Origin of the sequence: Bacillus cereus group sp. MYBK220-1, from assembly GCF_051916445.1 — a bacterium.
In the GTDB taxonomy this organism is placed as follows: Bacteria; Bacillota; Bacilli; order Bacillales; family Bacillaceae_G; genus Bacillus_A; species Bacillus_A cereus.
In genome coordinates this window covers 1-21,223 of record NZ_JBQAGQ010000001.1, presented here as the reverse complement: position 1 = coordinate 21,223, position 21,223 = coordinate 1, and the positions used below count along the sequence as shown (strand labels likewise).

Here is a 21,223-nt window from a genome sequence, read left to right as displayed (position 1 = left end):
CATTCACTTTCTAAATGGGAATACATATACAATATTCAATTACTACGTATATTGTACGTTTTTAACATACATCCCTTTATACATTTTAACATCATATTTTTACAAATCATACAAAAATTCTCATGCGCTAATTTTAAAAATATATATCCCTCATTAAATGGTATGTTCCTTTCACTGCCATTTCTGCTTGTGATACGAATGTAATTTCTTTCATACTTTCTTCACAGCATTTCTTAAATACAGCAAATATTTCAGGAACTAAACGCAATATACTGCCACTTACTGCAATTGGAGTTGAGCGCTTAAATTGCATCTTGTTATAAACATCTACCGTAATTCTTGCTAATTCCTTTCCAGCTTGCATTATAATTTCATGCGCATCATCATTGCCACTTCTCGCTTCCTGAATAACTAATGGTGCGATTGCTGCAATTTTATCTTTAGAAGAAGTATATACTAAGCTTTTTATATGAGACGGTGTCAAAAGTTGAAACTGCCTTTGAATATTCAAACTCAATGGACAAAGGCTGATTCCTTGATCGAATTGAATTGTCATTTTCTTTAAAGCTTGTAATGCAATCCAATATCCGCTCCCTTCATCTCCTAAAATATGTCCCCATCCACCGCTATACTGATATACTTCTCCTTTCTTTCCTATACAAATTGCACCTGTACCACCTATAGTTAATATTCCATCCTTACCTTTTAAAGCAGCTGCATGCGCGATCATTGCATCATTAAAAATTTCAATTTTTGTTCCGTATTTCTTTTTTAAACGTAATGTTAATTCATTTGTATTCGCTCCGCTTATACCAGCTAATCCTAAACAAATACAAACGCAATGCTCATTTATTAAATTCTTCTGGCATTGATTAATTGCTTCCATAATATGCAAAAGCGCCTGATCAAAATCTATTAATACATTTCCAAATCTGCTCGTACCTCTTACAACTTCATTTCCATTTTGATCAAATGCAATTGCCTCTGTCTTCGTTCCCCCGCCATCTACTCCAATCATATACTTCATATGTTCGCCTCATTTTCATTTACATATTGGAGGGAATGTTACATTCCCTAAAACCACGGAATTCTTAGCACCTGTTGCGCTCGGCACATTACTCGGATTACGATGATACGTTTCGTTTGCTAAAATAGCAAATGCAATCGCTTCTTTCGCTGCTGAAGAATGACCAATATCCTCTTGTATACATATACTACATTTCTCTTCTCTTAATCCATTCCGTATCATTTCAACAAGTGTATTATTATAACTTCCACCACCAGCTAAAATCACCTCATCAATGTCATAATACGGTAAAATACACTCCTTATAATGATGAACAATTGAACATGCTGTAAACATCGTGACAGTTGCCAATATATTTCCTTTACTATGCTTTTCAAATCGATTTAATAATTCAGTCACAAACGCTTCTCCAAAATGTTCTCTACCTGTTGATTTTGGTGGTTTCACGTTCAAAAATGGATGGTTCATACAGTATGTTAAAATTTCATCTACAACCACCCCTTGACTTGCGATCCAACCATTTTGATCATATGGTACATGAAATAATCTTTGACATACTTCATCGATTACCATGTTGCCTGGTCCAGTATCAAAAGCAATAACACTCTCATTACTTCGTTTACTTGGAACCACTGTAACATTACCAATCCCGCCAATATTTTGCAGTAGTCTATTTTTAGTTTGATGCCGATATAAAATAATCTCTGAATATGGTACAAGTGGTGCACCTTGTCCCCCTGCCGCCATGTCCATCGTTCGGAAATTCGAGATAACCGTCGTGTTCGTTTCATATGCTATTACTGCTGGTTCCCCAATTTGCAATGTTGAAGAAATAATATTCCCTTCTTGCTTTGGCTGATGATAAATCGTTTGTCCGTGAGAGCCTATTAAATCTAATTGTCTCAAAGGAAAATTGGCCTCTTTACAAACTTCCTTTACAGCATTGGCAAAGCATAAACCAAGTTTAAAATTTAAACTACATATAAGTTGGACATTCGAAGTTTCAATTGATAACGCTTGTTGGATCTCATTTTTCATATCATTACAAAATGGAACAGTAGTAAAATGGATGAGTTCGATTTTAGAATCTACACCACTTCCTTCTATATGAACGAGCGCTACATCTATTCCATCTAATGAAGTACCAGACATTACCCCTGCAATATACATAACGTGCATGACCTCCTATTTACTAAAAAACAATCATGTAAGTAACGAACGTACAACCAATCGAAAACAATATAAATCTAAAAAACAACTGAGCTTTTGATGCAAACGATCCATCAATGAAAGAAACAACTACCGTAAGCAAAACGCTTGCCGCAATACTTGTAACGAGCCATATACTATGCATTTGTGATAGATTTAGCATGCCTAATAAAGGGACAAAAAGTAAATTTGCACAAATCACTCCAAATAATAATAAAAATACGCCTTTATAACTAAATTTTATATTCATTCTATTTCCCCCTTTCTAGTTTTAATGTGAAAGAAGTGATAGACAAAAAGTCTATCACTCAAAATAACAGCGTGCAGATTAAGGATTAACAGATTCCCCGTCACCATTCTTTTCAATTTCAAGCATATTTTTGTCGTACATTTTAAAGAATGGTAAATAAATAAGGAACGATATTGCTATATTTATAAAAACTAATACAATCGCACGCCAATCTCCACCTGTTGCTAAATATGCACCAATTGGAGCAGGTAGTGTCCATGGCGGCATAATATGCGTTGGTGTTACAAATCCCATCGCAGTTGCTGAATATGCAACAGTTGCTGTTACAAGTGGTGTAATGATAAATGGGATAATTAAAATTGGATTTAGTACAATCGGTAATCCGAATATGACTGGTTCATTAATATTAAAAATACCCGGAACAATACAAGTTCTTGATAATGCTTTCGAATATTTCGATCGACCAAATACAATCATAGCTAATACAAGCCCTAACGTCGCACCAGAACCGCCAATCCATATAAACCATTGATATAACGGCTCTGGTGAAATAAATGGCAACTGATCTGCTCCACTAGCAACTGCTTCACCATTTTTCCCTAGGTATACTTCCCATAATGGCCGAGCAACAGTTCCAACAACCGACACACCATGGATTCCGAATGACCAAAAAAACGTAATTAAAAACACTGGAATCATTACACCGAAGTAACTATCCCCAGCTTTTACTAATGGTGCTGCTAATTTATCAACAACATGGTGTAAATCAATGCTAAAAACGACAGTTACTAGACTCATTATAATAATAACGAATGCTGCAGGTATAAGTGCTTCAAATGAACGCGATACAGATGGCGGTACTTGTTCTGGCATTTTAATCATTACATTTTTCTTCTTACAAAACCTTAAAATCTCTACGGATAAAATAGAAACAATCATCGTCACAAATAATCCATGACCTCCGAGATTTGTCATCGGAAGCATGAATCCTTTTTTATCAATTAACTCAGGCGTTAATGTTAAAAGTAGTGAACATACCGCGAGCTGTGCTCCTGATAAAGCATCTAATTTATAACTTTTCGCTAAATTATATCCTATTCCAAATGCGATATATAAGGACATAATAAACATGGTTAAACGATATGGTATCAATATACTTGTTTGATTCTTTAATGCCCAAACTGATATAAAACTATCTTTCGGCAGTGGTGGAAATGCTACTATTAAAAAGAAGCTTCCTACTATAATAAATGGTAACGCCGAAATAACTCCATCACGGATTGCTTGTAAATGTCTCTGCTCAGAAAGCCTTGCCATCGGTCCAGATAAGTTTTTATCAAGAAACGTGACAAACTTATTCATAACGTTTCCCCCTAACTGATTAATTCATTTACAGTTTTTAATAAAGTCGGGCCGCCAAGCGGTGTGTATGCTTGCGGCGGTATGATGCCACACGGAATAGATCCCTCCTCTGCAAATTTTTTTACAGAGTCAAATCGGTGTCTTATTTGAGGTGCCACCATTACGACATCCCAGCCATTCTTTACTTCTTCCTCTACCTCATTCGTTCCAATTGCATGCACTTCCATGTTCACACCATTTTTCTCCGCTTCTTTTTTTAAAGCGTTTACAACAATTGCACTGGACATTCCTCCAGAACAGACGAACAAGACTTTCATTTATTAATCCTCCTATACTTATAATTTATTACCCTTCAAATGAAAGGAAGTTTCACTTTACTAACAAGCATATGAAGTAGTAAATGAATTTAGTTATAATGAAAGTAAATTTCATTAAAAATATTTTTCCTATTAAATTAATGTTTCAATATGCAATTTTCTCTATTGCAAAATCAACCTCGCCTCATATATTATTTTAAATAATCATATGATAGGGAGGCGTATAAATGATCGTTAAACGTTTATTAATGATATGTTGTATCGTCATCTTGTTCATCCCTTTCTCTTTCATTCCCCCTCACTTTACTTATGCTGAAGTAAATACTGCATACAAAAAACATGAATTACGTGCTGTATGGATTGCATCTGTTGTGAATATTGATTGGCCCTCAAAAACTGGCTTACCCATTGAAAAACAGAAACAAGAATTTATAAGATTATTAGACGATGTAAAAAGCACTGGTATGAATGCAGTTGTTGTACAAATTAAACCAACCGCTGATGCTTTCTATCCTTCAAATTACGGTCCTTGGTCTGAATACATTACAGGAACACAAGGAAAAGATCCTGGTTATGACCCGCTCGCATTTATGATTGAAGAAACTCATAAAAGAAATATAGAATTCCACGCTTGGATTAACCCATACCGAATAACGATGAATCACACCGATATAAATCGATTATCAAATAATCACCCTGCAAGGCAACATCCCGATTGGGTTGTCACTTATGGCGGAAAGTTATATTACAATCCCGGTATTCCGGAAGTAAAAAAATTTATAACAGAAGGCGCTTTAGAAATCGTACAAAATTACGATATTGATGCGCTGCATATGGATGATTATTTTTACCCATATAAAGTAGCCGGTGAAGAATTTCCAGATCAGAAAACATACGAAACATATAATAATGGTAGATTTACAAATATAGAAGATTGGCGACGTAATAATGTAAATGAACTTGTAAAAGATTTAAATACTGCTATAAAACAAGAAAAATCATATGTAAAGTTTGGCATTAGTCCGTTCGGCGTATGGCGAAATATAGCTGACGATCCCACTGGCTCTAACACAACCGCAGGCCAAAGAAACTATGATGACCTTTATGCTGACACACGTGAGTGGATACAAAAAGGATATATTGACTACATTACACCGCAAATATATTGGAATATAGGTTTCACCCCAGCTGCATATGACATATTAGTAGATTGGTGGGTTAAAGAAACAAATAACAAACCGATTCACCTATACATCGGTCAAGCGGCCTATAAAATTAATAATAACTCCGTCCCTGCTTGGTCTGATCCAGAAGAATATCCAAAACAAATTGCATTAAACCGGCTATATCCTGATATAAAAGGTAGTATGCATTTTAGCTTAAAAGATATTAATAACAATCCACTCGGAGTTAAAGATAGACTTTCAAAAAACATATATAAACATCCTGCATTAATCCCGCCTATGCCTTGGCTTGATCATGATCCACCAAAACAACCGACTTTAAAAGGCGCCATTCCAAGAGATGAAGGTATTGCAATCGGTATCATTGACAATAGAGATAATGATTCTGCTTATTACGCTATTTACCGCGTGAATGGGAAAAATGAAGTGGATATACAAAATCCGAAAAATTTACTTACTACTGTAAGAAAAACAAAACTTGGAGAAATTTATGTAGATAAAACAGCAACTTCTGGAGAAACGTATACGTATGTCGTAACTGCAGTTGATCGATTGCATAATGAAAGTGTGGCTTCTAATCATACTACCGTTAGAGCAAAATAAAATCTCATAAAAAAAGCGCCTTAAAGCTGTGATACTTAGCTTTTAAGGCGCTTTTTGTTATTTATTCTTAAACTTCTCAGTCGCTGCCCTCATCTTCACATTTAAATCGTGATCAATCGAGTCGCGAATATCTCGCTCTACTACTTCCATTTCTTTTTTGAAATTTTCCAAGTAGATCTTCAGTTCTTCTTCCTTCTCTGGTCTTTGTGAAGGTGGTAATTGTACTACCAACGATAACATGGCCGTTAAATCTTTCATTAAGAATGTTTCAAGTTTATGTTGTTGTTCAAACATGCGTTGCTCTTGATAGTACGGAAGTGCATTTAATACCGAAATTGTAATATCATCAACCGTTCTTTGTAATGAAGGATTTATTGAGCGTTTATACGCTTGAATTGTATTTAATGCGTCTGGATAACGGTCATAAAAATACAATTTGTAAAATGATAAGTCTGTCGGTTTTACAGTTTGCTGCGTTTCTTGTCTTAAGAAATCTTTCACTTTCATCGCAGCCACATCAATATCTTCATTCGTAAGCTTTTTCGTAGTTTTTGCCATTACATGCACTTTTTTCTGCTTTTCTTTCGGTAACATCGAGAAGACTTGCTCTCTCGTACGTTGACCTGATGCACAAAATAGAGTATTTAATGTATTTTGTTCTTTCTTTCCTTCGGTGCGAATCCAGCGATAAAACAGTGGATGTTGTGTAAATTCTTGTAGAAACGGTATTGATTTGTTTGATATCTTATCTAGAGAATCTTGCGCTCTTTTATATGGCTTCGTCCATGAAAAATACAGTTTCCGCCCGAAGTATACGACTAAAACAACGACAGTAAATGCTATTAAAAGCAATGTACCGAGTAGTAATAGTACTGTTTGAATGAAACTCATTTGTTCACCTCCTCTAATAATCCGTTATTTCCTTGGACGCTGAATGAGTTTCTGCTTCATCTCATCATTAAATGTGTCTAGTTCAATAACGAACTTCTTGCTTGACTCAATAATACGTTCTGACGATTTTTCAGATGCTTCAATTGCAGCGAACACATTTTGGAATGATTCACGTAATTTATCCATGCTAATAGCAGGGTTTTCAAGCAATTTCGTCGTTTCTTCTGTATTTTGTTTTAACGCTTGAGAATTACTTAATACCATCGATTCAATTGCTTCATTCGTCGCATTTACGGCATCAATTGTTTTCCGTTGATTCGTTAATGCAAGCTGAATAGCAGCTGAAACTGTTACAACGTTTTGTGTCATCGTAATCGCATTACGTATCGCCTCTGTTAATTTTTCATTATTTTTCTTAATGATGTCTACAGAAGCTATAGATTGTAATAATACACTTTTCGCTTGCTGCATATTACGTGTACGTACAAGTATCTTTTCTAATGCATCGTTAATTAACGGAATATCCCTTTGACGCTCTGGGTTTTGTTTCTCAGCTTCAAGCATGCCAGCAAGCTTTTTCCCTAAGTATACTTGTTTATCAAGAGCATGAATTTTATCGTGCGATTGTTCTTTTAACATTTCAAGACCAACTGTATCCTCTTGTAAGTTATCACGACCAATTAGAAGGGATCTAATAATTTCCTCAATTTGCTTATCTATAGATTGATATTTATGCACGTATGTTTCAAGTGGATTTTTCTTAAATACTTTAAACATAATTTTCTTCATACCACTTGCTTTTAATGAATTCGGATCAAGCTCTGATACTACTTTGCGTAATTCTAACAATGTATTTGGAATTTCTTCATTCTTTCCATTCATCATCGCTGTGACAGGACGTTTTAATGCTGATAACGTTTGTCCTGCTGCTTGTTGTTCTTTATCCCCCAAATCTCCTAGCTGCGACAATACTTTCGATAAATCTGTATTTTGCTCGCTATTTAACTTTTGTACATAAAGATCGGCTTCTTTATTTAATTCATCAAGTTCTTCATCTTTTATAACTGTATCAACTACTACTTCTACATTATTATCTTTCACAATTGATACGGGTTCTTTTTTCTCGAGTTCAGTCAACAAAATCGCTCCTTTATTTATATGTGCGAATTTATGTGCACTATATTTCATCTAATATATTGTATTTCATTTGCAAACAGCCTATATGAAATCAATTTTCAAGAAATACCTGCTTATGCAGTCATTCCCTGTTTCTTACTATAAGTATACCTGTAAATAACATAATTTTCCTCAGACTTAAGACCTAGAGACCGACATGCTGAAGGCGGATTCTTCGTATGTTACGTATATAAATTACGTCCTTCCCATACTACTGCACGCAATCTTTTGATATACACCCTTTTTCAATGTGATAATTATATTACACTCAATCCTATTTCTTCTTACGCGCTACAAATGCACCCTTTTGAAATGCCAATAATACTGTTTCAAACATTTCATCTTCTTCAATCATTTTTATAAACTCAACTAATTCACTCGCATGAGAAGTAGCATTATCGACAACAAGAAGACCTTGTGGTTGTAAAATGCGTTTTATATGTTCAAGCCACCACATGTATTGCGTACGCTCTGAATCTAGGAAAATAAAATCAAATGTATCATCTAGTTGTGAATCTAAAAATGCCCCTGCTTCTTGATTGTGAACATCAATCCTTTGTAAAAGGTTTGCCTTTTCAAAATTGACAAGTGCCTCTCCAACTCGTTCTGAAGAAAGCTCTACAGTTGTTACATTTCCATTTGTTTCTTCTACCGCATTAGCTAACCACAATGTAGAATAACCATTAGAAGTTCCGATTTCTAAAATGTTTTTTGCATTACACCCTTTTACTAAAATTGATAAAAATTGCCCCATCTCACGAGAAATATTCCGTAATTTTTCTTCCCGTATTTTTTTATTCCGATCATGCTCTTCTCCATATTGTTCAAGTTGAAGTAATAATGAATCTAACGTATCCATTCTTTTCATCGCCTTTCCAAGCAATATGATGAAAAAGCTCTTGCTGCCCGTCTACTTTTATTATATGCGAAACGAAATCCTTTTTCCCGTTATATGACAAAGATTTATAATTTTTTATAGCATATTGTTTCGTTTTTTGGTAAAGTTAATTTCTACGTGCAATTATTCCATTCATATTATTTCATATTAAAATTGCAGTTATTAAATTATATAAACCCCATTTAAATGAATCGGTATTTCAAATTCAATTAAGCGCCCTTTTCGGACGCATTTTCTTTGTTTATATATTTCCAGAAGAAAGGATGCTTACAAATGAACGTGATTAGCTTAGATGCTGCTCGAAAACGAAAGCAGCATAAAAAATTAATGATTACTATACCGATTATTACACGTATTTATGAAGAAGACGGGGAAATTAAATTTGAGGTAGCTGGCGAAAAAGATGTACCTCTTGAAATGTTAGAAAAATAATAAAAAAACGCATTTCTAAAGAAATGCGCTTTTTTATATTTTTACATTTAAATGCATAAGTTTTTCAGGATTAACCATCATATAAATATTTGAAATCTTCTCATCCTCAAATGCAAACGAAAGAACATACGTTACTTTATTATTTATTGTAACTATAACTCCTGGTATACCATTTACCATTTTAAAATCAACAGTGTACTCTTCTGTCAATCGTTGTGCAATCCCAAAGAACAAGCGAATAATTCGATCTGCAGAATAAATTGGATTGATCGCAGTCGTAACTTTACCGCCACCATCAGCTTTGAGTATAGCATCTGTTTTTAATACTTCCAACATACCTTCCGTATCCCCACACTGTAATGATGCTACAAACTTTTCAACATAAGAAGCCATTTTCTCCGTGCTTAATTTTGATTGCTTCGGTTTCTCCAACATGCTTTTTCGTGCACGTTGAAAGATCTTCCTGCAGTTCACACTACTCTTATCAACAATTGAAGCTATTTCTTCGTATTCATAACTGAAAACCTCTCTTAATATGAAAACAATCCTTTCTACCTCAGATAGTTGTTGTAAAAGTAATAAATATGCGGTGGAAAGGGATTCTTTCATTATAAATGACTTTGATGGCTCATCACTCTCTTCCACAAGTGGCTCTGGTAACCACATCCCTACATACACGTTACGTTTATGCGCTGCCGATCGTAATTTATCAATTGAACGATTTGTCGCCATCTTACATAAATATGCTTTCATATTTTCTATAGATTGTGGATCTTCTATATTATTTAGCGAGATAAATACATCCTGAACGATATCCTCAGCATCCATAACACTCCCAAGGATTCTGTATGATAACGAAAATAATAATGGTTGATACGCTTCATATAACTGCTCCGTTTCCATGATGAACTGCCTCACTTTCATATTGCTTTAAAATGTGTAACGCTGCACGTTTCCCGCTTGCTACCGCAGCATCAGCTAATATTTCATCATGCCCTGCCCAATCTCCTGCAACATAAACACCTGGCATTTCAGGTATATTAGGACCCGGCTTTTCAACACGGTCAATATGAGGAAAACCATGTACTACTGTTATTTTCGGTAAATATTGCTGTGCAACAACTTCTCTTTTCCAATTTGGATGTAACAACTCCATCGTACTTTCCAACTGTTCTTTATCTTCATGAATATGATTCATCTCTAGCACAGGATTATGGTACTTAATTAGACTCACTGCAATTGATCCGTCTTCACTTAATTTAGCTGCTCTCGATTGATTTGTGAAAAATATAGGTTGATCTAATCCTAATACAAATTGATGTGTAGGATTGGGTAATTGTCTCAAGCCAATATCTAATGCACCAACAGTAACCGGTACCGATTGTTCACTCCATTTATGCAAACTTGTTCCTTCTGCACCTTTTATTATTTTACAAGCCTCTTTCGGCGGAGTCGTCACGATGACTGTACCTACTTCAAAAACCTCATCATCAACACAATGTATTCTTTGTTTACCTTCGGAATGCTCAATTTCCACAACATGCTTTTTAGCCAAAAACTGCACCCCGATATCATTCGCTATAGCTCTTAATTTTGTTATTATCGTCTCCCACCCACCATCTACATACAGCACTCCTTCTTTTATAGAAAGCTGTATTTGCTTTAGTACAGATGATGCTAATTGTATTGTAGGAGCAAACGTATATGTTGTTGTCCGGCATAGCGCATAAAATATATTGCGAACCATTGGATCTTTTATTTCATTTTCTGCCCATGTAGTTAGACTCATTTTCGGAACTTCTCCTACATCTAAATTTCCTAAACGAATCATAAGACGTGAGAATTGTACTTTTGCAGACCACGAAAGTAGTGGTGTTGATAAAATTGAGCGAAAATCTGTTGGGATGGTGAATATATCCCCTTTCCATATTCCATGTGCTTTTGTAGATGGTATTCCACCTGGAAGATTCAAACCGAGCTCATTAAAAGTTATAAACGCTGCCCCGCCTCTATATAAAGCATGTGCACCAAGATTCATGCAGATTCCATTTTTATTTATAGTCATCCCTCGGCCACCGAATTGACTGGATTTTTCTAATACAATCACTTTCTTTCCAGCTTTCGCTAAATATATAGATGCTGTTAATCCAGCAAGCCCACCGCCAACAATTGCTACATCAAATGTATTCATAATAAAATCCCTCCTTATCGTTCTACATACAAGACGAACGATTAAGGAGGGATGTGACATGAAAATAAATTTTTATTACCCTACTTTATTTCATTACTTTTTAATTCGTTCATATTGCATACGAAATAACTCAATTGCAAATGGAATATCCTCTTCACTCTTTATATAATAACTGATCCATCCTGATTCAGGTAATACGTGATGTGGTTTTACCAATCCTTGCTTCACTAATTCATCTCGCTTTAACTTCGGAAATGGTAAATCAGCTAATTTATCACCATGAAGATGGCCAAGTTCTTTCTTACCATAATTTATTTCAATACCACCAAATCGATGCGGTTTTTCAGAAACACCCGCCCAGCTGAGTACTTCATTTCTAATCATTTCACTAAATGACATGAACATTCACTCCTTATAAATGATTGATGTACTTTTAAATTAACATTTTCATTACTTTTTTCCATCAATCCAAAGTATGAATGGGAATACGAATATAGTTTAGTATTAACACCTTATTCTTTATGAAATAAGTGAATTTATTAAGCTGCCGACAACAGCACAAAACAAAGACTAGACTCATATCCTAATTTTGTAACCTAACTTCCCTATAGAAAGGCGGGTAATACAATTGACTACCAACATCGACTATACCTCTCCCTCAACCAATTTTACTTATGATGTAAATAAAAGTAATTTTTTTCGGAAAGATGCCCAAAATTATATAAATGTACTCGGTATTAAACAATTAAATACTTTAGAAAATACTTCTTTATTAGATATTTATTTAAGTACAGGAAATGTTGTAGAACCACATATTCATCAAAATGCAGCTGAACTTGTTTATTGTATTTCAGGGTCTGCTGTTGTTTCTTTACTTAATCCATTTACGAATCAAATTTTAAACTTACCGATAAAACCGGGGCAAGTTGCCAACATTCCACAAGCGTGGTGGCATTATGAAATTGCTACAGCTGATAATACTCATTTATTAGCTATTTTCAATGCCCCAGCGCCAGAAGTTATTTTCGGTTCTGATATTTTAAGATTAACTCCGGCTCATATGATGGCCCATACTTACTGCCTCAATGAACAACAATGGAAACAAGCGGTTTCTCCTATTCAATCAACTACTGTTATTGGCCCTCCGGCAAACTGCAATCAAAACCGTGGAATGAAAAATTACCCAACCCCGCCCCTCCCTCAACAACATAATCCGTATCCCCAAGATTCTTATTACTTTCCTCTTTACTGGGGCTATTAATTTGTAAATTTTTAAAAGAATCATCATTTATCTCCTAGGAAAATACCGAGGAGATTTTTTTATTGTATGTTCTCTTCCTATTAATAATAGTAACAATTGATAGTGTACATACATATAATATTTATATATTAAATTGGAGGTGATAGTACTATGAGTAATTATAACTATCGAAAAAACTACTCTTATAATAAAAATAGTAGCTCTTCAGCATCCTCTCAATCTTCCAATTCTCAATCTTCCAATTCCCAATCGCAAAGAGACTTAGCCGAGCAAGGCTATGTAAAGAAAAAAGGATGTAACTGTAATAAAAATAAATAGTTTATTTTATGGATGAATTCTTTTAAAAGAATTCATCTTTTTTTGCTGATCGGAAATTTTTAAAGTTACATAACTTATGCCTTAAATGAGAAAGGGTAAATTATACTTTTTTATATGAACTTAATAAAGAGTAATTGTTCAATTGATTTATTACTTATTTCCTCAAAAAATATAGTCCTTCCTAAATTTATTAGGAAGGACTATATACAAACCCCTGTTTAATTTCTTACTAAACATTGTAACAAATTAAACGATATTAATACCTGCACTTACAAATCCAGCAACTGCAGCTATTGGACTTGCTGCTGTTAATGAAACATACAGTAGTATTTTATCTCCAGCCGCTACTGGAATAGCTTCAGCAATGATTCCTGATGCTGTAGAACCAATCGCTATTGCGGCAAATGCTGGTGTTAATAAAAGAGGCGCGCCTTGTACTGTAAACGTATTGCTTGCTGCAGGTGCAGTTAATATTTGTATTTGCACTTGAACAGGTGATATTGGAGCTAATGCAGCTGTTGCACTAAAGAAACCTGCTAATGACGTGATAGTTCCTGCACGTGGTGCTACAAATGCATAATCACCTACACCTAATGCTAATGTGATACTAGTTCCACCTGTTAATGCTACACCAGGCTGACTAAATCCAAATCCAAGAAGAGTTCCTGTATTAGCTACTAACGCGTTAACTAACGCAGATGGTGTTGTACCTGAAGCAAATGGAATAATAGCTCCGCCACCAGCTGCACCAGTTGCTCCTGTTAAGCCCGTTGCACCAGTTGGACCTGTTGCTCCCGTTGGACCTGTTGCTCCTGTTGGACCTGTTGCTCCCGTTGCTCCTGTTAAGCCTGTTGCACCAGTTAAACCTGTTGCTCCCGTTGGGCCTGTTGCTCCCGTTGGGCCTGTTGCTCCCGTTGGGCCTGTTGCTCCCGTTGGGCCTGTTGCTCCCGTTGGGCCTGTTGCTCCTGTTAAACCTGTTGCGCCACCAGTACCTGCTGGACCTGTCGCTCCTGTTGGGCCTGTTGGACCTGTTGCTCCTGTTGCTCCCGTTGGACCTGCTCCGGTTCCTGCTGGGCCCGTTGGACCTGTTGGACCTGTCGCCCCTGGAGTAGCATTGATTAATTGAATTAATAAATTAAAAAGAAGTTGTAAAGTTGCAGAATCAACATTTGAGTTGCAAGATATAGGGATAAGATCTAAAGCGAAGAAGAATTGTGCAAGAGCGCTATAAAATTGTTGCAATAATGTTGACAATTGTCCTAAATTAGGTGCTGGAGATTGTAATAAAACTATAATACTTTGAGTTAATTGTTTCAAAAAATTAACTTCTGGAGAAGGTAATAAGGAATTTAAGAAAATTAAAAATTGATTAAATAAATCGAGTAACACTAATCTGTTTGCATTACTTGGATTTGCAAAAAATGCTGAAATAGCTGATACTAATGAGTTTAGTAAAGTAATTAATTGACTTAATTGTTCCCTAGTAATAGGAACTGACTGTGGATTTTTACAACAATCTGCTGAAAAAACAATCGGATTGCAGTTATTATGATCAAAACAATCATTATGTTTCATTTATTTCCTCCTTACTTTTCTTATAGTTGAGTGTTTTCCCATTCTAAGTACTATAAAAGATGCAATTGAAAAAAGTAGTTGAGTTATATGTTTCTCTTAAAATAGGAAACATGAATGATAATCAAACTTGAAAACGTCATTTAATTATGTTCATGACTCACATATTAATTATATGTTTTTAATAATTGACTGCTTAGATTAAATACCTAAACTTAAGGGTTTATTTTATTTTTCCACGTTTATCTCTTAGGTTCAAAGACACATTTTAATTTGAATACAAAAAACCGAATTTACGATTAACATATATTCCGCAAGTAACAACATCATTTTTTCATATAAATAAAGAACATTTCCTTACCAAAATTGGGCTCACCTTATAAAGGTGAAGCCGTTTCTATTATAAAAAACTCTCATACAATATAGTGGACAAGTTATTTTATACTTCGTTCTAATAAAATATTGTAAGGAGTGAAAATTAATTGCCTATCATTCAACCATTTATGGCATCTAGAAGATTTACATCCACACTAGGAGCCGGCACAGGTACAGGTGCAGCTTTTGCAATTGCTGCCACAGCTTGTTTAAACGATGCGGGTACTACTGCAACCGCTTTTCCGACTTTCACGTATTACAACTTATATGTGAACGGTATTCTTCAACCAAGCGTGAACTCCAGTGTTACTACTGGTCCTACTGGTGCTATTACAATTCCTGGTGGGGATGCATTAGACGGCGGAATTCCAATTACAATTGAATTTATCGTCACTTAATGTTAACGAATGTAATTCAGAACAAAAAAGACAGATTCCTTTTCATTAAGAATCTGTCTTTTTTAATTAATAATAATAAATTGTAAAATAATTGAAGAACCTTGCGATGGTGGTTGGTTATCCAATAAAGTTAGTTTACCAGTACTAACTTCATAGAATGGTTGTGGTTGCAAAATTCCATTGATAAACAAATTTATATACGAAACCTCACTAGGTGAAAGTATATTCGTTGTACCATATTGAGCTATGCCATCTGCATCTGTATATATAAGTTTCTCTCCATCTGAAAAAGTGTAAAATAACAAATTAGTTGTTGTTATAAGGCCAATCCCCCCAGTAGGACCTGTTGCTCCCGTTGCTCCTGTTATTCCTGTTGCTCCCGTTGCTCCTGTTATTCCTGTTGCCCCCGTTGCTCCTGTTGCTCCCGTTGCTCCTGTTGCTCCTGTTATTCCTGTTATTCCTGTTGCTCCCGTTGTTCCTGTTACTCCCGTTGCTCCCGTTGCTCCTGTTGCTCCTGTTACTCCTGTTACTCCTGTTGCTCCTGTTGCTCCTGTTGCTCCCGTTGTTCCTGTTGCTCCCGTTGTTCCTGTTGCTCCCGTTGTTCCTGTTGCTCCCGTTACTCCCGTTGTTCCTGTTACTCCTGTTATTCCTGTTGCCCCCGTTGCTCCTGTTGTTCCTGTTACTCCCGTTGTTCCTGTTACTCCTGTTACTCCCGTTGTTCCTGTTGCCCCCGTTGCTCCCGTTGCTCCTGTTATTCCTGTTGCCCCTGTTGCTCCTGTTGCCCCCGTTGCTCCTGTTGTTCCTGTTATTCCTGTTGCCCCCGTTGCTCCTGTTGCTCCTGTTATTCCTGTTGCCCCCGTTGCTCCTGTTGCTCCCGTTGCTCCTGTTGGAATATATATTGGTGGAAGAGCTGGAAATGTAGGTCCAATATTCTCAGGTTCTATCTTACCTTTATTTATTGATAATTTATCATTCCGCTTCAATTTAATTCCTCATTCCACATATTTTTAATTAACTTACATAAGTATGAGTCTATTATTAAGGAATACTTTCATAACTATTCTTTTTTCTTTCCAAATGATTCATACAGTTATTAAACATTTTACCGTTGCTTTAACTACTACTATTAATATAATAAAATGATAGTTCCATTCCAAAAACACGAAACTTATTGCATTCTAATTTAAAAATGAGGTGATTTAAATTCAAGATAAAAATGAAAAAAGAATAGAAGAACTAGTATCAATAGCTCTTGAAATTATTCTTCCATACAGACTTACTGGAAGTACTGGACCTACCGGAAGTACTGGGTCAATAGTTACAACAAACTCTATGTTCGCTAATAATACATTAGGTATTAGGTGGAACTAATATTCCTCTTTCTAATAACCAAAGCCTCGGTAATTTTACAGTTAACGCCTCAAACGATATATTTACAATTCCTGTAGCCAGAAGATATCATTTAACCTATCAAGTTAATACGACAACTGCTCTACTCACTGGAACAAAACTACTATTAAACGCTTCTACTCCACTTCCTGGTTCTATTTTTTCTCCCGCTATATCAACTTCAAATTATAACAATAATTTAATTGCCGATAATACAATTTCCCTTCAATTATTCGGCGTATTATACATCGTTAATTTGGTTGGAGGTGGTTCAACAGGTGCCTCTCTAACAATTATACGAATCGATTAAAAAATGATTCATTCTTTTTCTAATAAACATTATTAAATACTAAGTCTATCATGATAAAAACCTCCCAATTATTTCATAAAAGTGATGGCGCATTAAAGAACAAATTGCACTATATTCATAGTAGAAACTATCTATACTAAATTTTCCGTATATATATTATCAATTTACACTGACTTCCACCGATGTTACATTAAATATGAAGACAGTTTCTCTTTTACGAACCATCTCAATACGTATTTGAGAAACGTACTCCAATCCTATACGCGAGAGCAATACTATGTTGACACTCAGATGAGTGTCTTTTTTTGTGAATGATAAAAAATAAAAACCATCTCTTATAGATGGTTTTATCTTTTGTTACTATAAATGTAAACTTATGCAGTTGGATAATAAATTGTCATGCTTAATCGAGTCAAAGATTTCCCTAAATTATAATAAGAGTGTGATCTATCGGCCTTAAAACGAATTGAATCTCCACTATTTAATTTATATTGACAGTTATTCACTTTTACTGTCAATTCACCTTCAAATACCGTTATAAATTCTTCTGCGCCTTCTTTATGCCCTTCTGAACTTAATTTCCCTTCTGTTTCTATTTCCACTGTATACATTTCAAAATGTCTATCATCTTGAAAAGGGAAAGAAGGATACACTTTATATTTTCCATTGTCTTCAGACAATACTTGAATATCCTTTCTTAAAATCACTTTCGTATCAGGCTGAGGATTATTAATTAAAGAGGTAAATGATACTTTCAAACCATTAGCAATTTTCCATATTGTTGTTAGTGTCGGGCTTGAATCTCCTCTTTCTATCTGTCCAATCATTGTTTTACTTACACCTGTTAATTGAGAGACCTTTTCTAAACTTAATTTTTCTTTTTCACGTATTGATTTTAAATTTTTTGCCAGAATAAGTTGAATTTCTTCCATAAAAAACACTCCTACACTGTATACAATATAACGACCGTTATGTATAATAAAAAGCACACGTTATATTGTTCTTTTTGGTCATTATAACACACAAAAAATAGGGGGTTTTGAAATGCCTATATTTTCTTTTTTGTTATTTGTATTTATAAGTAGCTTCACACCTGGTCCCAACAATTTCTTAGCTATGACATACGCAAATCAACATGGATTAAAGAGAAGCATAAACTTTTGCTTTGGAGTAGCATTCGGTTTTTTTATCCTCACTTCTTTATGCAGTTTCTTTAATATTGTATTAATTAATATTATCCCTATAATTGAATTTCCTTTAAAAATTTTAGGTGTCGCGTATATGCTATATTTAGCCTTTAAAATAATTACTAGTAAAGGCGGTGCCGGTCACAATGAAAAAAATAATAAAAACTTATTTACAGTGGGTATTTTCCTTCAATTTATTAACCCTAAAGGAATATTATTCGGACTCACAGTAGTCTCTACTTTTATACTCCCTTACTACAATTCATATTCAAGTTTTCTACTTTTCTCATTATTTCTAGGTATAGTCGGTTTACTGAGTACATTTAGTTGGAGCCTTTTTGGTTCCATGTTCCAAAAATTTTTATTAAAACATAATCAATTATTTAACATCATTATGGCTGTTTTATTAGTTTTCAGTGCCGTTTCAATCGTTATACACTAATTCGATGCTCATTTTAGATTTTGTACTTTTTAATACCACTCTTTATCATTCAGACTACTTTACATACTAATCCATCCACATACCCTATGTGGTTTAAAACTTTTAAGAGGAGACCTTCTAACAATAGGTTTCCTTCCATATCATATTAAATAAGAAGCAGGTTAAATACGGAGGTGATTTTGATTAAGACTACTTTAATTTCTCATTTTTACAATGAAGAATATTTACTTCCGTGGTGGTTAATGCACCATACAAAGCTATTTGATCATGGCATTCTTATTAACCGTGGATCCACTGATCGTTCAGTTGAAATCTGTAAAACATTCGCTCCTAATTGGGAAATACGAAACTCAAAATCATTCGAATTTGATGCTTATTTAGTTGATCAAGAAGTTATGGAAATTGAAAGAGAACTTACAGGATGGAAAATGGTATTAAATACGACAGAATTCCTGTGCTGTTATAATAAAGAACAATTTTTCAAATCACTTAACACTATGGGCGGCAATATGTTTTCAATAAGAATGATTATGATGATTGATGATCCGACTTATGGCTACACTAATCCAAGATATAGTTCTCCGCTTGTTAAACAACGTTACCATGGCATAATAATTCAACCTAATCCAAATCAACTATATCTTAACGGTAGATTAATTCACAATAATTCGCACGGGAACTATAGAGTCGGGAGACATGGTTCGCATTATCCTTATAACATTTACAAAGAACCTGCTTTTATTTTTAAATTTTTTTATAGTCCATGGAACGATGCAATGAAAAAACGAAAATTACAAATTGGGCCGACTCTTTCTCAACATAGTGTACAGCGTGGACTAGGTTCTCATCACTTAACAACAATTGAAAAATTAGAAACAAAATACAAATTCTATGCAACTTTAACTACGGACCTCCGGTTATTCCCAGAATACCAAATTATATTTCCTGACCTTTATCCTTAATGTCTTGAATATTTAGTTTCCACATCCATCCTTTTTTTATTAACATACCAACTCCAACTAAATACTTTTCTCTAGTAGAAATCTGAGCTAGGACTCTTGCTGCACGCAGATTCCTCTTATTCAATCTCGTATCACTAGCCTATAATCTTTCATACCATTTCATTGAGCACCTGATGTTGGATCAGAAATAAAAAATGGTAATTCATTTGGAAAATTTTAAATTTCAAATTATATACCTTCTAAAACAAAGAATTCAAACAATAGAACCTAAACTAATGTTTTAAGTTATGGCTTTATTTTTTTCTTATTATTCACTTTAAAATCTTTTTATAATAATATTGAAAAATACGGTATAATATAAGTCACTGTTCTTTGGGAGGGTTATAATGTCTGATAAGTATAAAATTTTCATTCTTATTGTTACCGCATCTTTTTCTTTCTTTTCCTTAATAAAAGATTTCCGCAACACTTCAAAAAGTTTCTTTTGGGGTAGTTTTGTAATTCTTACAAGCTTCATAATACTTTTAACACTCGCTTTAGATTTAACTCCAATACTCCTATATTCAACGCAAATTGCGCTTGAGATTATTACAATACCACGTAAACTCTTTCTACCATCTGTCACTGAAGCCGCTAGTATTTGCTAACAAAGTATTTTATTTTTCTTATGCATGCCAAAATATATTTTGGTAAATTTGACACACATTTATATCAAACAAGCATATTTTATTGTATGGTGACTATCTAATAATACAAATTTTAAATTTTTATAAGATCTTTTTATTTTTAATTAAAAATTTACAACATTCTAAAACAGCATGCACATAATATCCTCAATTCCCTTTTTCAACATGAAACTTGTCTCAGAGCGCCTTTAAAAGCGCTCTTTATCTTTAATAAAGGTTTTATTAAAATTTAGGTTAAAAATTAATACCCTATAGTCATGATAGCTATTTACTGTTTCCAAAATAAGTTGCATTAATAATATAGAAATGAAATACCTATAAAAATTATTACTTTACTATTTCTTTAAACATGCTAGTGAGGTGATTTCGATAGATTATCAAAACAAAGATATGTTCATTAACTTTTCACTTTTAGATATTAACCGTATTATTCTCCCACATTCTCCTACTGGACCAACTGGCTCTACCGGTTCCACTGGACCTACTGGGCCTACCGGGCCTACTGGGGCTACTGGCTCCATTGGTTTCACTGGTTTCACTGGTTCCACTGGACCTACTGGGCCTACCGGTTCTACTGGTTCCACCGGGCCTACTGGGCCTACCGGTTCTACTGGACTTACTGGCTCCACTGGACCTACCGGTTCTACTGGACTTACTGGCTCCACTGGACCTACCGGGCCTACTGGCTTCACTGGTTCCACCGGGCCTACTGGCTTCACTGGTTCCACCGGGCCTACTGGCTTCACTGGTTCCACCGGGCCTACTGGCTTCACTGGTTCCACC

Annotated in this window: 21 protein-coding genes and 2 pseudogenes; 9 read left to right on the top strand and 14 right to left on the bottom strand. The window is 34.8% G+C overall.

What is annotated here, in order from left to right; genetic code table 11:
• Positions 1–133: 133 nt before the first annotated feature.
• The 5 genes from ACTFRU_RS00115 to ACTFRU_RS00095 form a co-directional block, all read right to left on the bottom strand.
• Positions 134–1,027: a BadF/BadG/BcrA/BcrD ATPase family protein gene (locus tag ACTFRU_RS00115; RefSeq protein ID WP_049107811.1), complete on the bottom strand. Its 894-nt coding sequence runs from the start codon at positions 1,025–1,027 to the stop codon at positions 134–136.
• Positions 1,028–1,042: 15 nt separating this feature from the next.
• Positions 1,043–2,197 carry an anhydro-N-acetylmuramic acid kinase AnmK gene (anmK, locus tag ACTFRU_RS00110; RefSeq protein WP_078993321.1) on the bottom strand — a complete coding sequence of 385 codons (1,155 nt, stop codon included), beginning with the start codon at positions 2,195–2,197 and terminating at the stop codon, positions 1,043–1,045.
• A gap of 22 nt (positions 2,198–2,219) precedes the next feature.
• Complete coding sequence (locus ACTFRU_RS00105; RefSeq protein ID WP_001021963.1) at positions 2,220–2,486, bottom strand: hypothetical protein; 267 nt, start codon at positions 2,484–2,486, stop codon at positions 2,220–2,222.
• Between the two features lie 78 nt (positions 2,487–2,564).
• Positions 2,565–3,848: a PTS sugar transporter subunit IIC gene (locus tag ACTFRU_RS00100; protein ID WP_001032280.1), complete on the bottom strand. Its 1,284-nt coding sequence runs from the start codon at positions 3,846–3,848 to the stop codon at positions 2,565–2,567.
• Positions 3,849–3,859: 11 nt separating this feature from the next.
• Positions 3,860–4,165, bottom strand: coding sequence for a PTS sugar transporter subunit IIB (locus ACTFRU_RS00095; RefSeq protein ID WP_006921708.1), 306 nt, complete (start codon positions 4,163–4,165; stop codon positions 3,860–3,862).
• A gap of 227 nt (positions 4,166–4,392) precedes the next feature.
• On the opposite strand from ACTFRU_RS00095, the gene ACTFRU_RS00090 reads away from it, so the two are divergent.
• Positions 4,393–5,952 (top strand): glycoside hydrolase family 10 protein, encoded by a 1,560-nt coding sequence (locus ACTFRU_RS00090; RefSeq protein WP_440037369.1) that lies wholly within the window; start codon positions 4,393–4,395, stop codon positions 5,950–5,952.
• A gap of 57 nt (positions 5,953–6,009) precedes the next feature.
• On the opposite strand, the gene ACTFRU_RS00085 is transcribed toward ACTFRU_RS00090, so the two are convergent.
• The 3 genes from ACTFRU_RS00085 to ACTFRU_RS00075 form a co-directional block, all read right to left on the bottom strand.
• Complete coding sequence (locus tag ACTFRU_RS00085; protein ID WP_000008372.1) at positions 6,010–6,843, bottom strand: DUF3974 domain-containing protein; 834 nt, start codon at positions 6,841–6,843, stop codon at positions 6,010–6,012.
• Positions 6,844–6,867: 24 nt separating this feature from the next.
• The gene (locus tag ACTFRU_RS00080; protein ID WP_000137402.1) at positions 6,868–7,980 is read right to left on the bottom strand and encodes a toxic anion resistance protein; all 1,113 of its coding nucleotides are present in this window, start codon (positions 7,978–7,980) and stop codon (positions 6,868–6,870) included.
• A 313-nt stretch (positions 7,981–8,293) separates the two neighbouring features.
• The gene (locus ACTFRU_RS00075; RefSeq protein ID WP_049107825.1) at positions 8,294–8,887 is read right to left on the bottom strand and encodes an O-methyltransferase; all 594 of its coding nucleotides are present in this window, start codon (positions 8,885–8,887) and stop codon (positions 8,294–8,296) included.
• Positions 8,888–9,190: 303 nt separating this feature from the next.
• On the opposite strand from ACTFRU_RS00075, the gene ACTFRU_RS00070 reads away from it, so the two are divergent.
• Complete coding sequence (locus tag ACTFRU_RS00070) at positions 9,191–9,349, top strand: hypothetical protein (RefSeq protein WP_001100984.1); 159 nt, start codon at positions 9,191–9,193, stop codon at positions 9,347–9,349.
• A 33-nt stretch (positions 9,350–9,382) separates the two neighbouring features.
• Here the strand turns inward: ACTFRU_RS00070 and ACTFRU_RS00065 are convergent, their stop codons facing one another.
• The 3 genes from ACTFRU_RS00065 to ACTFRU_RS00055 form a co-directional block, all read right to left on the bottom strand.
• Positions 9,383–10,252, bottom strand: coding sequence for a sigma-70 family RNA polymerase sigma factor (locus ACTFRU_RS00065; RefSeq protein WP_000447162.1), 870 nt, complete (start codon positions 10,250–10,252; stop codon positions 9,383–9,385).
• Positions 10,230–11,540, bottom strand: a complete 1,311-nt coding sequence (locus ACTFRU_RS00060; RefSeq protein WP_102956700.1) for a phytoene desaturase family protein — start codon at positions 11,538–11,540, stop codon at positions 10,230–10,232. Before ACTFRU_RS00060 ends, ACTFRU_RS00065 begins: the two co-directional genes overlap by 23 nt.
• 93 nt (positions 11,541–11,633) lie before the next feature.
• Positions 11,634–11,939 carry a luciferase domain-containing protein gene (locus ACTFRU_RS00055; RefSeq protein ID WP_000010318.1) on the bottom strand — a complete coding sequence of 102 codons (306 nt, stop codon included), beginning with the start codon at positions 11,937–11,939 and terminating at the stop codon, positions 11,634–11,636.
• A gap of 229 nt (positions 11,940–12,168) precedes the next feature.
• Here ACTFRU_RS00055 and ACTFRU_RS00050 point away from each other — a divergent pair, with 229 nt between their 5' ends.
• Positions 12,169–12,801 carry a cupin domain-containing protein gene (locus ACTFRU_RS00050; protein ID WP_102956701.1) on the top strand — a complete coding sequence of 211 codons (633 nt, stop codon included), beginning with the start codon at positions 12,169–12,171 and terminating at the stop codon, positions 12,799–12,801.
• A gap of 564 nt (positions 12,802–13,365) precedes the next feature.
• Here ACTFRU_RS00050 and ACTFRU_RS00045 read toward each other — a convergent pair.
• Positions 13,366–14,694: an exosporium glycoprotein BclB-related protein gene (locus ACTFRU_RS00045; protein WP_440037368.1), complete on the bottom strand. Its 1,329-nt coding sequence runs from the start codon at positions 14,692–14,694 to the stop codon at positions 13,366–13,368.
• 479 nt (positions 14,695–15,173) lie between these two features.
• On the opposite strand from ACTFRU_RS00045, the gene ACTFRU_RS00040 reads away from it, so the two are divergent.
• A complete protein-coding gene (locus ACTFRU_RS00040; protein ID WP_001121647.1) occupies positions 15,174–15,464 on the top strand; it encodes a DUF4183 domain-containing protein in 291 nt (96 codons plus the stop codon).
• A gap of 62 nt (positions 15,465–15,526) precedes the next feature.
• Here the strand turns inward: ACTFRU_RS00040 and ACTFRU_RS00035 are convergent, their stop codons facing one another.
• Positions 15,527–16,447: a DUF4183 domain-containing protein gene (locus ACTFRU_RS00035; protein ID WP_440037367.1), complete on the bottom strand. Its 921-nt coding sequence runs from the start codon at positions 16,445–16,447 to the stop codon at positions 15,527–15,529.
• A 220-nt stretch (positions 16,448–16,667) separates the two neighbouring features.
• On the opposite strand from ACTFRU_RS00035, the pseudogene ACTFRU_RS00030 reads away from it, so the two are divergent.
• Positions 16,668–17,163 (top strand): annotated as a pseudogene (locus ACTFRU_RS00030) (BclA C-terminal domain-containing protein).
• A 374-nt stretch (positions 17,164–17,537) separates the two neighbouring features.
• On the opposite strand, the gene ACTFRU_RS00025 reads toward ACTFRU_RS00030, so the two are convergent.
• Positions 17,538–18,152: a helix-turn-helix domain-containing protein gene (locus ACTFRU_RS00025; RefSeq protein ID WP_139850025.1), complete on the bottom strand. Its 615-nt coding sequence runs from the start codon at positions 18,150–18,152 to the stop codon at positions 17,538–17,540.
• A gap of 55 nt (positions 18,153–18,207) precedes the next feature.
• Between ACTFRU_RS00025 and ACTFRU_RS00020 the strand changes: the two genes are divergently transcribed.
• From ACTFRU_RS00020 to ACTFRU_RS00005, 4 genes and pseudogenes are all read left to right on the top strand, one after another.
• Positions 18,208–18,792, top strand: a complete 585-nt coding sequence (locus ACTFRU_RS00020; RefSeq protein ID WP_139850027.1) for a LysE family transporter — start codon at positions 18,208–18,210, stop codon at positions 18,790–18,792.
• A 179-nt stretch (positions 18,793–18,971) separates the two neighbouring features.
• Positions 18,972–19,754, top strand: coding sequence for a glycosyltransferase family 2 protein (locus ACTFRU_RS00015; protein ID WP_139850029.1), 783 nt, complete (start codon positions 18,972–18,974; stop codon positions 19,752–19,754).
• Between the two features lie 386 nt (positions 19,755–20,140).
• A complete protein-coding gene (locus ACTFRU_RS00010; protein WP_078993328.1) occupies positions 20,141–20,401 on the top strand; it encodes a hypothetical protein in 261 nt (86 codons plus the stop codon).
• 429 nt (positions 20,402–20,830) lie between these two features.
• A pseudogene (locus tag ACTFRU_RS00005) lies at positions 20,831–21,223 on the top strand (collagen-like protein); the annotation flags it as partial.

Coding starts and splice junctions, on each gene's coding strand:
- ACTFRU_RS00115 (WP_049107811.1), bottom strand. CDS start 1,027: ATGAAGTATATGATTGGAGTAGATGGCGGGGGAACGAAGACAGAGGCA.
- anmK (WP_078993321.1), bottom strand. CDS start 2,197: ATGTATATTGCAGGGGTAATGTCTGGTACTTCATTAGATGGAATAGAT.
- ACTFRU_RS00105 (WP_001021963.1), bottom strand. CDS start 2,486: ATGAATATAAAATTTAGTTATAAAGGCGTATTTTTATTATTATTTGGA.
- ACTFRU_RS00100 (WP_001032280.1), bottom strand. CDS start 3,848: ATGAATAAGTTTGTCACGTTTCTTGATAAAAACTTATCTGGACCGATG.
- ACTFRU_RS00095 (WP_006921708.1), bottom strand. CDS start 4,165: ATGAAAGTCTTGTTCGTCTGTTCTGGAGGAATGTCCAGTGCAATTGTT.
- ACTFRU_RS00090 (WP_440037369.1), top strand. CDS start 4,393: ATGATCGTTAAACGTTTATTAATGATATGTTGTATCGTCATCTTGTTC.
- ACTFRU_RS00085 (WP_000008372.1), bottom strand. CDS start 6,843: ATGAGTTTCATTCAAACAGTACTATTACTACTCGGTACATTGCTTTTA.
- ACTFRU_RS00075 (WP_049107825.1), bottom strand. CDS start 8,887: ATGAAAAGAATGGATACGTTAGATTCATTATTACTTCAACTTGAACAA.
- ACTFRU_RS00070 (WP_001100984.1), top strand. CDS start 9,191: ATGAACGTGATTAGCTTAGATGCTGCTCGAAAACGAAAGCAGCATAAA.
- ACTFRU_RS00065 (WP_000447162.1), bottom strand. CDS start 10,252: ATGGAAACGGAGCAGTTATATGAAGCGTATCAACCATTATTATTTTCG.
- ACTFRU_RS00060 (WP_102956700.1), bottom strand. CDS start 11,540: ATGAATACATTTGATGTAGCAATTGTTGGCGGTGGGCTTGCTGGATTA.
- ACTFRU_RS00055 (WP_000010318.1), bottom strand. CDS start 11,939: ATGTCATTTAGTGAAATGATTAGAAATGAAGTACTCAGCTGGGCGGGT.
- ACTFRU_RS00045 (WP_440037368.1), bottom strand. CDS start 14,694: ATGAAACATAATGATTGTTTTGATCATAATAACTGCAATCCGATTGTT.
- ACTFRU_RS00020 (WP_139850027.1), top strand. CDS start 18,208: ATGCCTATATTTTCTTTTTTGTTATTTGTATTTATAAGTAGCTTCACA.
- ACTFRU_RS00010 (WP_078993328.1), top strand. CDS start 20,141: ATGTCTGATAAGTATAAAATTTTCATTCTTATTGTTACCGCATCTTTT.